Annotated in this window: 11 protein-coding genes and 1 pseudogene; all 12 read right to left on the bottom strand. The window is 60.8% G+C overall.

Annotation, left to right across the window (positions count from 1 at the left end):
- Positions 1-40 precede the first annotated feature (40 nt).
- Positions 41-1,042 carry a glycosyl hydrolase family 8 gene (locus tag AB1E37_RS01150; RefSeq protein ID WP_002921526.1) on the bottom strand — a complete coding sequence of 334 codons (1,002 nt, stop codon included), beginning with the start codon at positions 1,040-1,042 and terminating at the stop codon, positions 41-43.
- Positions 1,043-1,053: 11 nt separating this feature from the next.
- Positions 1,054-1,530 carry a cellulose biosynthesis protein BcsD gene (gene bcsD, locus AB1E37_RS01145; protein WP_002921529.1) on the bottom strand — a complete coding sequence of 159 codons (477 nt, stop codon included), beginning with the start codon at positions 1,528-1,530 and terminating at the stop codon, positions 1,054-1,056.
- A complete protein-coding gene (locus AB1E37_RS01140) occupies positions 1,530-5,582 on the bottom strand; it encodes a cellulose biosynthesis protein BcsC (protein ID WP_004173943.1) in 4,053 nt (1,350 codons plus the stop codon). The genes bcsD and AB1E37_RS01140 overlap by 1 nt, the downstream gene beginning before the upstream one ends.
- Complete coding sequence (bcsB, locus tag AB1E37_RS01135) at positions 5,579-8,014, bottom strand: cellulose biosynthesis cyclic di-GMP-binding regulatory protein BcsB (RefSeq protein ID WP_032447933.1); 2,436 nt, start codon at positions 8,012-8,014, stop codon at positions 5,579-5,581. Before bcsB ends, AB1E37_RS01140 begins: the two co-directional genes overlap by 4 nt.
- A complete protein-coding gene (gene bcsA / locus AB1E37_RS01130; protein WP_004186066.1) occupies positions 8,011-10,122 on the bottom strand; it encodes a UDP-forming cellulose synthase catalytic subunit in 2,112 nt (703 codons plus the stop codon). The genes bcsB and bcsA overlap by 4 nt, the downstream gene beginning before the upstream one ends.
- A 19-nt stretch (positions 10,123-10,141) precedes the next feature.
- Positions 10,142-10,934, bottom strand: a pseudogene (locus AB1E37_RS01125) (cellulose synthase operon protein YhjQ/BcsQ).
- Between the two features lies 1 nt (position 10,935).
- Positions 10,936-11,475, bottom strand: a complete 540-nt coding sequence (locus AB1E37_RS01120) for a cellulose biosynthesis protein BcsO (protein ID WP_009484206.1) — start codon at positions 11,473-11,475, stop codon at positions 10,936-10,938.
- Between the two features lie 317 nt (positions 11,476-11,792).
- Entirely contained in the window at positions 11,793-11,972 is a 180-nt protein-coding gene (locus tag AB1E37_RS01115) for a hypothetical protein (RefSeq protein WP_004145206.1), read from the bottom strand.
- Positions 11,973-11,990: 18 nt separating this feature from the next.
- Entirely contained in the window at positions 11,991-13,004 is a 1,014-nt protein-coding gene (gene dppF, locus AB1E37_RS01110) for a dipeptide ABC transporter ATP-binding subunit DppF (protein ID WP_002921784.1), read from the bottom strand.
- Positions 13,001-13,984: a dipeptide ABC transporter ATP-binding protein gene (dppD, locus tag AB1E37_RS01105; protein ID WP_002921785.1), complete on the bottom strand. Its 984-nt coding sequence runs from the start codon at positions 13,982-13,984 to the stop codon at positions 13,001-13,003. The genes dppF and dppD overlap by 4 nt, the downstream gene beginning before the upstream one ends.
- 10 nt (positions 13,985-13,994) lie before the next feature.
- On the bottom strand, positions 13,995-14,897 hold the full coding sequence (dppC, locus tag AB1E37_RS01100; protein ID WP_004145207.1) for a dipeptide ABC transporter permease DppC: 903 nt from the start codon (positions 14,895-14,897) through the stop codon (positions 13,995-13,997).
- Positions 14,898-14,906: 9 nt separating this feature from the next.
- Positions 14,907-15,926, bottom strand: a complete 1,020-nt coding sequence (gene dppB, locus AB1E37_RS01095) for a dipeptide ABC transporter permease DppB (protein WP_002921786.1) — start codon at positions 15,924-15,926, stop codon at positions 14,907-14,909.
- Between the last annotated feature and the right edge of the window lie 61 nt (positions 15,927-15,987).

Raw genomic sequence — 15,987 nt, 5'->3', positions numbered from 1 at the left:
AGGCATACGGGCGGGGAAGGCGGCAAATCAATCACCGTATTTAGCGCTGATCCTGTTTCGCCAGCCAGACCAACAGCTTGAGGCTGGCAGAGTAATAATCATCCTTGTCGTCAATCTGCGGCGCCTCCTGCGGTTCACCCAGCGTCAGATCGCGCACCGCCAGCAGGCCGCCGGCCATATACCAGGGGGCCACCTCGTTGGTGCTGACGTTGATCCACGCCGGGGTTTGCAGGCGCGGGTAACTCTGCATCCAGGCCTTCCAGGGCGCGAGCAAGGCGCTGTGCGGATCGGCCCACGAGAGATACAGCGGGATACGGATCGCATCGAAACTCATCCGCGGCGGCCACTCTTTGGCTGGCAGCATCTTGCCATCCGCCCGCAGCGCCACCCAGTCGCTGGGTAGATGTGATTTCCCCCAGCCCATCTGCCCCAGCAGCGCCTGTCCGTCGCTCTGCAATGTCCGCCAGGCGGTGAGATGCGTCCGCTCCGCGAAGGCGCGCCAGGCCGGGAAGATGAAATAGGAAGGGTTAAGGTTCAGGTGATCATTGAGGTTGAACCCTTTCACGCCCGGGAGCATCACCTGGCGACCGGCGAAAGTCACCACCGTAGACTTCAGCAGGGCGGCGGTGATGGCGTCAGAGGCAATCGCATAGCGCTTATCCTGCCACTGCTTTTGCGCGCGCAGCAGCGCCCAGGCGATCAGGGTATCGCCATCGGAGGCGTTGTTTTTATCGGCGATAGGGTCCGGCGCCACCGGGTTATAGCGCCAGTAAAACAACCCGTTAGACTTGTTGCGCAGGGTGTTGTCCGTCCACTGCCACAGCTTGTCGAACGCCGGACGATCGTTATTCGCCACCGCCAGGAGCATGGCGAAGCCCTGACCTTCCGTATGCGACACATTGCCATTGGCGGTATCAATGATACGACCATCCGGCATCATAAAACGGGCCTTATAGCGCTCCCAGGCCGTATCCGCCCACGCCCTGGGCACCAGCATCACTACCGTTGTCACTATCACCGCCACTAAAGCACGCAGGGGCATAAATTCACTCTTTATGGATGGTAGTAGAGAAACTGAACGTCAGAGACGGAGAACACCCGCTCACGCTGCAGTATCACGTGGGCACTGCCTCCCTGACTCTGCAGCCAGCGAGAATATAACCCCTCGAGTATGGCACAGAACGCGTTGCACCAGCGCACGCGCCCCGCTTCGTCGCGGCTGACCGGCAACGCCTGATGGCGCAGGCGCAGGCCGTCCTCACCGACATCGATGGTCACCACGCCCCAGTGAAAATGAGTCAGCAGCCGGTTGATATTGGCCTCCAGATCCCCCACCGTCTCCGACGCCGGCAGCGGATGGGTCTCCGCCAGCGAGGCGCCCATCTGACGCAGGAAGGGCTGGCTTTCCAGCTCGCCGGCATTATTTAGCATACCTTCGATCATAATAATCAACAGATCGAACCATCCGGCAGGCGTCTGCTGCTGCTGAAACCAGGTCATCACCACCGGGTTATTGTTCTCCGTCATCATCAATGATCTCCTAACATATAGCGAATATAGAGCCCGGCGGTGCTTTCGTTATAATCCCCGAAGGTGTCATAGCCAATCTGGCCCCCCAGGGTCATTTGTTTGTTGACCTTGTAATCCGCCCCGGCGCGCAGGGTATACCCTATGCCGCTCTTCGAGGTCGCGGAGTAGTAGGCTTCCTTGGCAAACCCATTGCTCACCGCCGTCTCCAGGGTCTGCTGCCACTCCGAATTGGTCGGGAAATAGGCGCTCTTATCCTGACTGTAAGACTGATAGCCCACCGAGCCGCCGAGCTTCATGGTCCAGTTATCATATTTCTCCGTCAGACTGACCGGCAGCGATACGCTGACGTAGTTTTGCGGACTAAAGTAGCCCCCCTGACCATAGGTGAAGTAGCTGAGGTTTTTGGAGTAATCCATATAGCTCATGCTCAACCCGGCCTGCAGCTGGCGGTATTCGTCATGGTAGGGACGAAGATAGACCCCGGCATTGGCGTTGATACTGGTGTTGCTGGCGACGTTCTGCCCCAGATAGCTGTATCCACCGCCGCCGACATAGAAGCCCGCGTCGCCGTCGTCATAGCTCAGCTGCAGGGTGCCGCCGTTTTTCGTCACCTGCCCCCAGGTTTTCCCGGAATAGGCGTCTTTCAGACCCACGTAGGAAAGCAGGCTGTCGGTTAGCGAGCGGCGTTCGCCGGTGAGGATCAGCGACAGATAGTTGGTCAGCTTGGGCGACCATTTCACCCCGCCGACTACGGTATTAAGATCCTGGCCCAACGGCGTGCTGCCGATATCGACCCGGTAATCGTCACCACTTAACGCCAGCGCCAGTTCGACGCCATTGGCCTTCTGCGAATCGGTCGAGCCGCTGGTCTGGTCAACGTTCGGCTTGCGGCTGGACGAAGAGAGATAGCTGGCCACCTGCCCCGCATCATAGCTCCCGAGCTTCGCCAGGTTTTCCATCCCGCTGCTGGTGGTAGGATTGAAATCTGCCGCGTTCAGGGTGCCGAGGCCGCTTAACGCCTCGGCCCCTGGATTGCTGGCGAAATAGGCCGTCCGCTCCGCCTCGGTCATCGAGGCGATCGCCGCCTGCTCGCTGGTGGCGGTACTCACCATGTTGGAGACCGCGTTAGCCAGCGGGTTGGCGCCGTAGCGACGCCAGGCGTCGCCGCTGGCGGTCCCGGCGTTCAACGACACCGGGGTGACGGTAAAGTCAAAGCGCGAGTCGCCAAACGGCGAGGATGACCAGGTCAGCGGCGTCCGGAGCTCCGTCAGCTTGCTGGTGCCCGATTCGCCGTCGCGTCCACGCACGTCCATTCCCCCCTGCAGCCAGCTGCCGGTTTTCTCCTGCAGCGACTCCATCATGGTGTCCACCTGACGCAGCATCCGCGTCTGGGCGGTGTCCACCGGCAGATCGGTGCGCTGGATCCCCGGCAGCGTGGAACCAGGCGCGGCGGCCGACTGGGCAACCTGCCACGGCATGTACTGCCCGTAGGCGGAGGCCGTCCGCGTCGGCGCCGACGTTTGCGACACGCCGATAAAGGGGTTATCCGCCGCCAGCACCCCGCCGACGGTCGGCGTTTCGCTACTGTTGGTGCTTTGCATGCCCAGCAGTTTGCCGCGGGCGCTGCGCAGATAGGTCATCGCCTGCTGATGATGTCCCTGGGCCTCCGCCACTCTCGCCAGCAGCAGCAGGCGATCCGGGGAGTTATCCTGGCGCAAACCGCCGGCCAGCTGTTCAGCGCGATCGTTGTTCCCCGCCGACAGCGCCACGTCGATGGCCCCGGCGCGCGCATCCTGGTTCGGCGTATCGCGCGTCATCAGGTAGTCATAGACCACCCCGGCCTCTTTGTTCATTTTGCCGCTCTGGTACAGCCGCGCCATGGCGAACATCAGATCGGTATTTTGCGGATCGCTTTGCATAGCGCGGATCAGCTTGTCATACGCCGCAGCGTAATTGCCCTGCTCGCGCAGGCGGTCGGCTTCGTTGATCACATAGCCATTGCGAATGCTCGCCAGCTGCGTCGGCGTACTGCTGGCCTGCAGCTGCGGATTGCTGATCAGGTTCTGCGCCTCGCCGGTCAGCCCGGCCTGATTCAGGACGGCGATCTGATCGGCGTAATCCCCGGCATTGCCGGATACGCCGCTGCTGATATTGTTGCGCACCAGCGAGACCGCGGTGGTCAGGTCGCCGCTCTCGGCCAGCAGACGCGCCAGCTTGCCGGCGTCCGCCGGGGCTTTTGGCGGCGTGGAGGCCATCGCCCGCAGGGTATTGCTGGCGGCGATGGTATTGCCCTGCGCCAGGTAGTTTTCGGCCGTCACCAACTGCAGGTTGTAGTTCACCCGCTGGCGCAAATCGCGCATGTCGCTGGTCTGGCTGCCGCCGGGAATGCGCGCCAGCAGCGTCTGCGCCTGCTGCCAGGCGCCGTTTTCGCTGGCAAACAGGGCGGCGGCATACAGCGCACTGTTGCTGGCGCCGGGGCGATAGGCCGCCGACATCAGCGAAGAGGCCTCGCTGCCGTTACCCGATTTTTGCAGCAGCCGGGCCAGGTCGAGGCGCAGCCAGGGATCGTCCGGATAGCGGGCGACGCCTTCGCGCAGAGTGGCAATGGCGCCGGCTGGGTTACCGCCGCTGACCTGCGCCTGGGCCTGACGGCGCAGGGCATCGCCCGGCATACCGGCCACCACCCGCGGCTGCAGTTTTTGCCGCAGGCTCTGCGGGAGAGTCTGCAGCATCGCCTGCGCCTCGGCGGATTTATTCTGCTCGCGCAGCACGTAATAGAGGTTTTCCCGCGCCGCCGCGTTCTGCGGATCGTCATTTAACAGTGAGCGCAGCGTTTGCTCCGCCTGGGGCAAATCTTTGTTGTGCCGCAGCACATCGGCGCGGAACAGCTTCGCCGAGGCGCCCTGCGCCCCGCTCTGCTGCGCCAACGGCGCGGAGAGCGCCAGCGCCTGGCTGATATTGCCCTGCTTATAGGCCTGCTGGGCCTGCGCCAGCTGGCCGTAGAACAGCGCATCGGCCGCCTGCTGACGACGGGTCGCCGAGGCGTCGCCGCCGAGGTCCGCGGCCCGGCTCAAATACTGCGACGCGGCCTGGTAGTCGCCGCTGCGCTGGGCGATATAGCCCATGCCCGCCAGCGCATCGGCATCCTGGGGGTTGGTCTGCAATACCTCTTCAAACTGCTGCTTCGCGGCGGCGGTATTGCCGCTGTTGAGATTGGCGTAGCCCTGGCCGCGCGCCTGACCGCTGCGCCGTTCGCGAAAGTAATTCTGAACTTCGCTGTCCTGGGGATGCCGCTGCATCCAGGTGTCGTAATACTGCTCATCCCCGGCCTGCGGGCCCAGCCAGAGCAGCGCCTGGCGCAAGCCGCTGTCCGCCTCTTTATTGCCGCTGGCCATCGGCTCGAGCAGGGCGATCCCTTCCCGGCGAGTCTCTTCCCGCCAGGTTAACGCTTTGCCCAACGCCACCCGCGGGGCGTTCTCCTGCGGATGCTGCGCCACGTACTGGCGCAGCTCGCTGATAGCCTGCGGATAGAGCGATTTGTCGCTGGCCATGGTCAGGTAATATTCCGCCGCCAGCCCGGCAGGCGGCGTATTGCCATTGAACATGCTGCGCCAGGTCGCCAGCGCCCCGGGGATATTGCCTCCGCGCGCCTGCTGGCGGGCCAGGCTGAGCTGGCCCTGCGGCACCTGCGACATCTTTTTGGCGTTGTCCAGATCCTGTAGTCCCGGGCTGTCAGGGGCCGCTTTCGCCAGCCGCGCGCGCCACTGCGCCGCCGCCTGCATATCGCCGCCCTGCTGCGACCAGAGCGCCATCAGATACAGCGCCTGGGTGTTGTTGGCATCCACCGAGAGCACCTTCTGCAGGGACTCCATCGCCAGCTCGTCATGAGATTTCTCATGCCAGTAGTTGGCCTGAGCGAACAGCGCCTGTAGCGCCGCGTCGTTCCCCGCCGCCAGCGCGCCGCCCGAGGCAGCGAGAGTCAACGCGCCGGTGAGGCAGAACGTGGTGAGCCGACGGGTGTTTTTCATCGTTATTATTATTTTTCTTTTCATTGGTTATCCCCCGAACCCAGACGCTTACGGGCGTGACGTTTAAACATCGCGGTCAGCGCCAGTCCCATTATCGAGGTGGCAATCAGCCCCAGCACCGCCAGGAAACCTGAGTGCTGGCTTGCATACCAGACCGCCATCATGTACCACGGCATCTGACCGCTGGGGAACGGCGTACTCACCTGGAAGCTGCGCACCCCGTTATCGCTGGTGATCACCGCGGTATCGCCGCGGATCCCGGCGTTAATGCGCGGCGATTCCAGATCGGTCTTCAGTCGCGCCAGCTGGTCATCATTGCTGGCCAGCGCCACCACCACCAGGCGGGTGGAATTCCACGGCGAGCGATAGCTGATGAACCCGCGCCAGGCGCTGCTCGACGAAAAGTAGCGATCGGCGTCGAGGCTGGCGGAAGTCCAGTCGCCGGTGAGCCGGCGCTGGACTTTTTGCCACAGGTCTGGCTCGCGGACGCTCAGCACATTATCTACCGGACGGTAGGGTGAGTCGGCCAGCAGGCTCTGGTTAAAGGCATGCTGATCGAGAGCGGTGACCGCCAGCACGTCACGTTCACGCAGCGACTGCAAATCCCCCCCGCCGGTGGGCATCCCGAGCACGACGCGGTTATTCGCCAGCGCGGTGCCGGTCGCGTTTCCCGAGCGTGCCGCCAGATTCAGCAGGGTCGCCACCTGGGTTTCAGACGGGTCCGCCGGCAGCAGGAGGGTCGTCTGCGAATAGTCCGCCAGCCGCGAGAAGGGGAACGAGGCGCCGACAAAGTAGGAGAGATTGGGCAACAGCGAGAAGTGACGCGTCTTGCTCAAATCGATCCAGGAGTCGTCAGTGATCCGGCTCTTGATATTGTTATTCAGCAGCACCGAACATGGAACATCGTCCTTTGGCACCACATTGAAGTACATCGACAGCTGGTTATCGCCGTAAATCAGGTAAGGCGCCAGCGGGATGGTAAAGCGCTCCTGGCGCGCATCGCCCCCGAGGTAGCGCCAGACTTTCTCCAGCGGCCCCTGCTTGTTCATCGGCAGGTTGTTGAGGAAGGTGCCGTTGAGCGCGACGCTCAGCAAGGACTTGTCCTCATTAATCCAGCTTTCCGACGGGAAGCGGTAGCCAACCTGTAGCGGAATGGTCTCTCCATCCCACAGATAGAGATCGGGCGCGGCGCGGAAGGCGATACGTAAAGGTTCGTGCCAGACGCCGCTGACGGTCGGGCTTTGATCCTTACGCAGCAGCTCGCTGAGCTTGACCGGACGATCGGTGGGGATCCAGCGCGGGGCATCATATGCTTTGCCAACCGGGATGGTCTGCGGTTCGACATCCAGCGTCGCGGTTTGCGGCGCAAAGTTGCCGCGGGTTAACCGCCAGGCGGCCATGCGCAGCGCCGTATCGTTTTTGCCGACAATCAGCAGCAGTTTATAGGCCGGATTGGCGGGGTTGGCGATGATGCGCAGCAGCGGCTTATCGGTTTCCGGCAGCATCATGCCGCCCACCTGCTCCCCCGGATGGCCAATCACGATGCCGTGGCGTTCCGGCAGGCGGTCGCGCAGAGCGCTGAAGGCAATGCCGCGATAGTCCGCCTGGATACCCAGCCAGGAGGAGATCAGCGCCGCGGCGCTGAAGACGTCCGCCGACGGCTTGGCCCCATAGGCGACCGCAATGTCCGCCGGGGTCATCTGCATGCTGTCAAAGAAGGGCCGCGGGAAGTGGCTCAAGTCGTCGCTGATGTTCAGCTGCTGGCTTTCCCAGCTGAAATGCGACGTGGGCAGCACCGTCACCCGCGACGTATCATGAATGTCACGCTGGCACTGCAGGGTATCGCCATCATTGATCTTCACGCTCAGGTTATTGCTGGAGACCATCAGCGCGGGCGGAATATCCAGCTGATAATGGGAGACATCCTCGCCATCGGCGCCCAGCGGCAGCGTGCCGAGCGGTTGACCGTTGAGCATCAGCTGCAGGGTGGCGTTGCGGCTCGCCATCTCCGGCGATACGCGAACGGCAAGGCTGAGCTGAGAATGGATCACCACCTGATCGGCAGGCAGGGTAAAGCTGACCCCACCCTGTCGCTGGCCGCCGCTGAGGATAATCCCGTCCGGCATCCCCATCTGCGCCAGATTCAGATCGCCTCCCCAGACCGGAGCGACAGGAATGACCTCCGGCGCGGCCGTGCCGCTCACCGGCGGGGGTAAGTCCGGCATAACCGGCGCAGGGGCCGTCGCCACCGCATCGCCGGCGGTGGCGGGGGCTGCCGGAGAGGCGCCCTCCTCCGGCGAGGCAGCCGGAGGTTCGTCGCCTGGCTCGCTGTCCGCCGCGTCGTTGAGCTGCGGGAAGCTCAGCGGGGCAGCGGAGCCGGAGCCCGGTTCTTCACTGTGTAGCGCAGGCGCAGAGAGCATCCCTGCCAGCAGCGCCAGCGTGGTTAATCGCTTCATAACGTCCCATCCTCCTGCGCCGTTTTCGCCACTGTTGCCCGATTGCGCTGGCTACGACGGGTTTTCCACGTCAGCCAGAACAGTTCGAACACGCAGCGTAAAATGGTGAAGAAGGAGCGGAACGGGTTATCCTGCGGGCGCGGCGGATTAATCCACGCATCCGCGCGGGCCAGCACCACCCGCACCAGTTCACGGCGGCGCGAAAGCGGAATATCTTCATCAAACTTGAGGCGCAGGAAGCGCTCGTCAGAGGTGACCAGCTGGGCCGGAATAGAGATAGCCCCGGACTGCAGGATCAGCTCAATCTCTTCGATGTCATCCTCCAGATGGCGATTATCAGGCGCGACCACGCGGCAGCCGCCCATCGACAGATCCGCGGTATGACTGCGCGAGACGATGCCGCTGGCGTAATGGATCACCACCGGAATGTCGACATCGATACGAATGGTTTTTCGCACCTGCCGCGTTTCGCGCGCCACGGCAATCGCCGCCAGCAGGAAGATCAGACTGTAGATCCCCCACCCGACGTTGAGGGCGATAACGTTGGGATCCGAGCCAAAGTAGTCATGGCCAATCGCCCGGACGATGCCGACGATCACCCCCAGGGCCAGCAGGCAGGCCACCACCAGATGCGGGCGCACCACGGTGAAATCGAAGTAGCCGACGTCCAGCAGGCCGCCCTTATCGGTGACGTTGAACTTGCCGCGTTTAGGGAAAATCATCGTCACCAGGGTCGGCAGCACCAGGTGGAAGGCCAGCACAATATCGTAGATCTCCCCCCAGAAGCTGTAGCGATAGCGGCCGTTCATTCGCGAACCGACGTAAATAGCGAGGAACAGGTGCGGCAGCGCATAGGAGACAATCAGGCTCGCTGAAGAGTAAATAATATTGAGGTTAAACAGCAGGTAAGCCAGCGGGGCGGTGACAAACACCACCCTCGGGAGCGCGAACTGGTAGTAGAGCATGGCGCTGAGATAGCACAAGCGCTGCTGAAAAGTCAGCCCGCGGCCAAACAGAGGATTATCGACGCGGAAAATCTGCGTCATCCCGCGCGCCCAGCGGGTACGCTGGATGACGTGCACCACCAGGCGTTCAGTAGCGAGGCCTGCGGCCAGTGGGATATCGAGAAAGGCCGACTTCCACCCCAGACGCTGAAACTTCAGCGCCGTATGAGCATCTTCGGTCACCGTTTCGACGGCGAAACCGCCGATCTGCGCCAGCGCCTCGCGACGGATCACCGCGCAGGAGCCGCAGAAAAAGGTGGCGTTCCAGTTGTCGTTCCCCTGCTGAATCGGGCCATAGAACAACATCCCTTCGTTGGGAATGTTGCGTCCGACGGAGAGGTTACGTTCAAATGGATCCGGGGAATAGAAGTAGTGCGGCGTCTGCACCAGAGCCAGCATCGGGTCTTTCAGGAAGCCGCCGACGGTGGCCTGCAGGAAGACGCGCGTGGCGACGTGGTCGCAGTCGAAAACGCAGATAAGCTCCCCCTGAGTCAGGGTCAGCGCATGGTTAAGGTTCCCCGCTTTGGCGTGCTTGTTGTCATTGCGGGTGATATAGCCCACCCCAACGTCGGCGGCGAAGACGGCAAACTCGCTGCGCTTACCGTCATCCAGAAGATAGATTTTCATTTTATCTTTTGGATAATCAATGCATTGTGCCGCCAGGACGGTATCGCGCACCACCTCCAGCGGTTCGTTATAGCTCGGAATATAGATATCGACCGTCGGCCACTTACTCATATCATCCGGCAGCGGAACAATGCCGCGCTTCAGCGGCCAGACCGTCTGCAGATAGTTAAGCAGTAGCATCACCCAGATATAGACTTCCGCCAGAAAGAGTCCCATGCCGAGAATAGCTTCAATGGACGAGTTGAAGTGCAGGGTCTGCGTGAGGCGAAAATACATGTAACGGGTGGACATCAGCAGCGACGTGACGACCATAATGACCGATACGCTGCGGCGCTTGCTGAAGCCCATCAGAAAGAGAATACCGATACTTAACAGACCAAAAATATACTGCTTTTGGCTGTCCATCGGCGTGATCACCACCAGCACGGCGACGGGTGACAGCACCAGCGCCAGCAACCAAAAAAGAGATTTTTTCATTCAGCAGCCCTGCAAAAAGTTAACGCCCTGACATGCGTGGCTGGCTGTGCACCGTGCCATCGCCAATATGAATACCCAACAGCGAAGATATTTTTTTAGCCATGATTTCAATATCGAAGGCCGCTGCCGAGGAAGCGTTAAAGTCCAGGATCGACTTCTGCGAGGCATTGGCCTCCACCACGCTTTCATCACGATGGATCACGCCAAGCAGTCGCTCGCCCAGTTTCTCTTCCATCAGGCTGGTGACGTCCCGGCTGACCTGGCGACGGCTATCGCTTTGGTTAATGACGAAATAGTGCCCGTGCTTATAATTCAGCGCCGCGCCGGTCAGGCGCTGCTTTTCTACGTGCGCCAGGGTCGACATCGAGGCGGTATCCGCCAGCAGCGGGATAAGATGCAGGTCCGCCAGCCCCGTCAGCGCCTTTAGCGCGGGCGAAGGTCCAGGGGGCATATCGGCGATGGTGATAAGCCCGGGATAATTAAGCAGCGCGGACAGACCGCGCTGGAGGAAATGGTCATTATGGGTCAGTTGCTCATCAAACGCCTGACGCTGCGCCTCGCTCACTTCGCCATATGGCAGGACGAAAATATTACTGCCGGCGCTCAACACGCACTGGCTCCAGTCGTGCAGCTCCAGCGCCTTCGCCACATAGCCCCGCTCATCGTTCAGCGGTACGCCAAAATGCAAACGCAGCGCGTTCTGGACATCAAAATCCAGCGCCAGAACTTTGCTGCCCGTCCGCGCCAGCGAATAGGCTAAATTGGCCGCCAGGGTCGTTTTCCCTACGCCGCCTTTCGGTGAACAGACGCAAATCAACGGCATGTCGCGATCCTTTCCAGAAGTGATTTCAAAGGCTGGTCTTTATTTTTCGCCACCGGCTCCGCGCTTTTCGCGGCGAACAGGTGGGCATAGTTCTCGGCGGCGGCCGCGGGTCGGGGGGCCATTCTCGGCGGCGGCGCCATGGCCGGTTCCGACGCCGGAATTGAAGGCGCAGGGGTCGGCGCAGGCTCCTGCCTGACCGGCTCCGGTGCGGCTGCGGCGGTCTCCACGACCGGCTGGGAAGTAGCAGGCGCGGCCGAAGCGGCAGACACAACAGGATCAGAGGTTGGCGCCGCTGCTACGGCCGCCTCTACCTGGCGGAACAGATCCGCGGGCACCGACTGCGGCAACGGCGCGGAGACCGAGCCTCCCAGCGCCAGAGAAGAGGGTTTCTCGGCGCCGGGATTTAGCTGATTGAGGATCGCCCAGTCGCCGTGTTCCCGCGTGGCGGCTTGCGAAGAAAGATCCTGAAAGTTGAGGTTTTGCGTCCGCGTTTTTTCTTGAAAGCGCTGCAGATCATCATAATGGTTCATTGATAACCTCATGATTTTAAAAATTTCATATTAAGTTTGTTGTTATTTTCTGCGTATATTAAAAATATCGTGACGCTTCTGGGATGGCAGATAACGCGCCGATGGTGACGTACCAATACACACGATTGACAGGGTTATAATAGTTTAGAATTTGATTTTCGGGATGATTCCACGGCAGAAGTATCGCTACACTAACATTTCCCTTGCAGAAGGGTAGCCCCATTTTTTAGGTATGCGTACATCCTTAACTTCCCGCAATCACCACGCTTCCCAGTCGTTTTTATATAAAAGTATTAGGTCATGATGAAATCATAGCGTCAGATCAGCGAAAGAATAAACCTGAACCATTTTAATTTCTCTTTAATTCTATAAAAATGGACTGAAAGGCTTATTTTTTCGGATAATCTACGAAGAATGCTCTGAGAGCGTGACATAAACTGCGGCAATATGCGTAAGCGCCAGGTTTTATCCACGGCGGGAGAGAAGCTCCCGGCCATGGGACCGGGAGCGCGCCATCAGGCGTGGGACTTTTGCGGATTCTCATCCTGGTCGACGGCAAAGCAGGCCACCAGCTGGCCGCCGTAATCCTTCAGCTGCGGCTGGAGCTGAGTGCAGGGGCCAAAGCGACGGCGACAGCGCGCGTTAAAGGCGCAGCCCGGTGGCGGATTTAGCGGGCTCGGCAGTTCGCCGGTCAGCTTGATCCGCTCGCGCCGGTCGTCTGGGTTCAGACGCGGCGTCGCCGACAGCAGCGCCTGGGTGTACGGATGACGCGGATTGTTGAAGATCTGGTCTTTGGTGCCCTTCTCCACGCAGCGGCCGAGATACATCACCATCACTTCATCGGCGATGTGCTCAACGACCGACAGATCGTGGGAGATAAACACGTAGGACAGCCCTAAATCCTGCTGCAGATCCATCATCAGGTTCAGCACCTGAGCGCGTACCGAAACGTCCAGCGCGGAGACCGGCTCATCGGCAATCACCACATCTGGATCCAGCATTAGCCCGCGAGCAATAGCGATACGCTGACGCTGACCGCCGGAGAACATATGCGGGTAGCGATCGTAATGCTCGGTTTTCAGGCCCACTTTCGCCATCATCGCCAGCGCTTTTTCACGCCGCTGCTCTTTGCTCAGGCTGCTGTTAATCAGCAGCGGCTCCTCCAGAATCTGCCCCACTTTTTTACGCGGGTTCAGCGAACCATACGGGTTCTGGAACACAATCTGGATTTTTTGCCGCCGCAGCTTCTGCGCCTGCGGGTCGTGCTTAAGCAGATCCTGCCCCTGATAATAGAGCTCGCCGCCGGTGGGGATCTCAATCATCGTCAGCAGACGACCGAGGGTCGATTTGCCGCAGCCCGACTCCCCCACTACCGCCAGCGTTTTACCGCGCTCAAGGGTAAAGGAGACGCCGTCCAGCGCCTTCACCAGCCGTTCCGGGGCGAATAACCCCTTCTTCACCGGATAGTGTTTTTTCAGATCAATGGCCTGCAACAGCGGTTGTGGCGTGGCGGCCTTTTGCGTACTCATAATCCAGGCCTCCCGGCATCATCGAGTGGGTAGTGACATTTAGACTGGCGGCCGCCGGTCAGATCCGCGAGCGCCGGCTCTTCGCTACGGCATTTATCCGTGGCATAGGGGCAGCGCGGATTAAGCAGGCAGCCGTTGGGACGGTCATATTTCCCCGGCACCACGCCCGGCAGCGAGGCCAGACGCGCTTTATCCTGGGCGAATTCCGGCAGCGCGCGCAGCAGCGCCTGGGTATAAGGATGGCGCGGCGCGCGGAAGATATCTTTCGCGTCACCGGTCTCCACCACCTGACCCGCGTACATAACGATAATTTTATGCGCGGCTTCCGCCACCAGCGCCAGGTCGTGGGTGATCAGCACCAGCGCCATATTCTCCTGCTGCTGCAGATCCAGCAGTAGCTCAATGATTTGCGCCTGAATGGTCACGTCCAGCGCGGTGGTCGGTTCATCGGCAATCAGTAGTTTTGGCCGACAGGCAATCGCCATCGCGATCATCACACGCTGGCTCATGCCGCCGGAAAGCTGATGCGGATAGACGTCCAGCCGCGAGGCCGGATCGGGAATGCCCACCAGGTTCAGCAGGTCGATGGCCCGCTGGCGGCGGGTTTGCTTATTACCGCCCTGATGGACCTTAATCGCTTCCATAATCTGGTAGCCGACGGTGAAGCACGGGTTGAGGCTGGTCATTGGATCCTGGAAGATCATCGCCACTTCCGCCCCCACCAGCTGGCGCCGCTCTTTTTCAGAGATGCGCTGCAGATCGCGGCCGTTAAATTCCAGTTTGTCCGCCATCACCCGGCCGGGATAGTCAATCAGCCCCATAATCGCCAGCGAGCTGACGGATTTACCGGAGCCGGACTCCCCGACGATACCGACCACTTCACCCTGCTTCACGCTATAGCTGATGCGGTCTACGGCGCGAAACGGCGCGTTTTCATCGCCGAAATGCACCGATAATTTATCTACATTCAATAACGCCATCTCGAACCTCTTACTGCTTCAGTTTGGGATCGAGCGCGTCACGCAGACCGTCACCCATCAGGTTAAATGCCAGCACCGTCAGCAGGATCGCCACGCCCGGGAAGGTGACTACCCACCAGGCGCTCTGCGCGAACTGCAACACGTCGGAAAGCATGGTGCCCCACTCCGGCGTCGGCGGCTGCGCGCCCATGCCGAGGAACCCCAGCGCTGCCATGTCGAGAATGGCGTTGGAAAAGCCCAGCGACGCCTGAACGATCAGCGGCGCGAGACAGTTAGGGAGAATATTAACGAACATCTGGCGCATCGCGCCGGCGCCCGCTACGCGGGAGGCGGTCACGTAGTCACGGTTGACCTCCACCAGCACCGCGGCGCGCGTGAGACGCACATAGTGCGGGAGCGCCACGAAGGTTAGCGCCAGCGAGGCGTTGACGATGGAGGGCCCGAAGATTGCCACCAGCACCAGCGCCAGCAGCAGACTCGGCAGCGCCAGCATAATATCGACGACGCGCATGATGATTGAGTCCACCACTCCGCCGAAATAGCCCGCCACCAGGCCGAGCACCACGCCGAGGATCAGCGACAGAACCACCACCAGGCAGCCCACCAGCAGCGACAGTCGGGCGCCGTACATCAGGCGCGACAGAATATCGCGGCCCACGTCGTCGGTGCCGAGCAGATGCGCCATGCTGCCGCCGTCCTGCCAGAACGGCGGCGCCAGCAGCGAATCACGGAACTGATCCGCCGGGTTATAGGGGGCGAGGAAGTTGGCGAATACCGCGATGACGATCATCACCACCACGTATACCAGCCCGACGACTGCCCCTTTGTTGCGTTTGAAATAGTGCCAGAACTCCTGCAGCGGAGTCATGGGTACCGGCGCAGCGATAACTTTATTTTCAGTAACTTGTGACATGATGGCCCCTTACTTCTTATGCCGGATACGCGGGTTCACCACGCCGTACAGCAGGTCGACCAGCAGGTTGACGAGGATAATCATCGTCGCCACCAGCAGCACCCCGCCCTGCACCACCGGATAATCGCGACGCTGCAGCGCGTCGATCAGCCAGCGACCTAAACCAGGCCATGAGAAAATGGTTTCCGTCAGGATGGCGCCCGCCAGCAGGGTGCCCACCTGCAGACCAATCACCGTGACCACCGGCAGCATCGCGTTACGCAGCGCGTGGATCACGATCACCCGCATCCGGGTCAGGCCTTTGGCGCGCGCGGTACGGATATAGTCTTCGCCAAGCACTTCCAGCATCGACGAACGGGTCATACGCACGATCACCGCCAGCGGGATGGTGCCCAGCACGATAGCGGGCAGGATCATATGCATTAAGGCGTCAATAAAGTCGCCCTGCTCGCCCCAGATGGCGGTGTCGATCAGCATAAAGCCGGTCAGCGGCAGGGTATCGTCAAGGAACACCGTATCGCTGATGCGCCCGGAGACCGGCGTCAGGTTCAGCTGTACCGAAACCAGCATAATCAGCATCATGCCCCACCAGAAGATAGGCATTGAGTAGCCGGTCAGCGCCAGGCCCACCGCGGTGTGGTCAAAGATGGAGCCGCGTTTTACCGCAGCCAGCACGCCCACCGGAATGCCGACGGCGACGGCGAAGATCATCGCGCAGACGCCCAGCTCAAGGGTGGCTTTAAAGCGTGGGACAAACTCCTGCCACACGGGAATGCGGCTTTTCAGCGAGATGCCTAAATCGCCGTGCAGCACGCCCCAGATATAGTGGGCATATTGCTGCCACAGCGGCTTATCAAGGCCCATTTCGGCCAGCAGCTGCGCGTGACGTTCGGGGGAAATACCACGTTCGCCCGCCATAATCATCACCGGATCGCCGGGGATCATATGGACGAAGGCAAAGGTGAGAAGGGTGATACCGATAAATGTCGGGATGACTAGTCCCAGACGTCGGAGAATAAACTGCAACATAACCCGGATTCTCTCTAGTGACGCCCCGCCTGGCGACAGGGCGTCTGTATTGCTCACAAAA

The organism is Klebsiella sp. Shm-1 (assembly GCF_040804525.1).
In the GTDB taxonomy this organism is placed as follows: Bacteria; Pseudomonadota; Gammaproteobacteria; order Enterobacterales; family Enterobacteriaceae; genus Klebsiella; species Klebsiella pneumoniae.
This window is presented reverse-complemented; position numbering and strand designations above follow the sequence as displayed.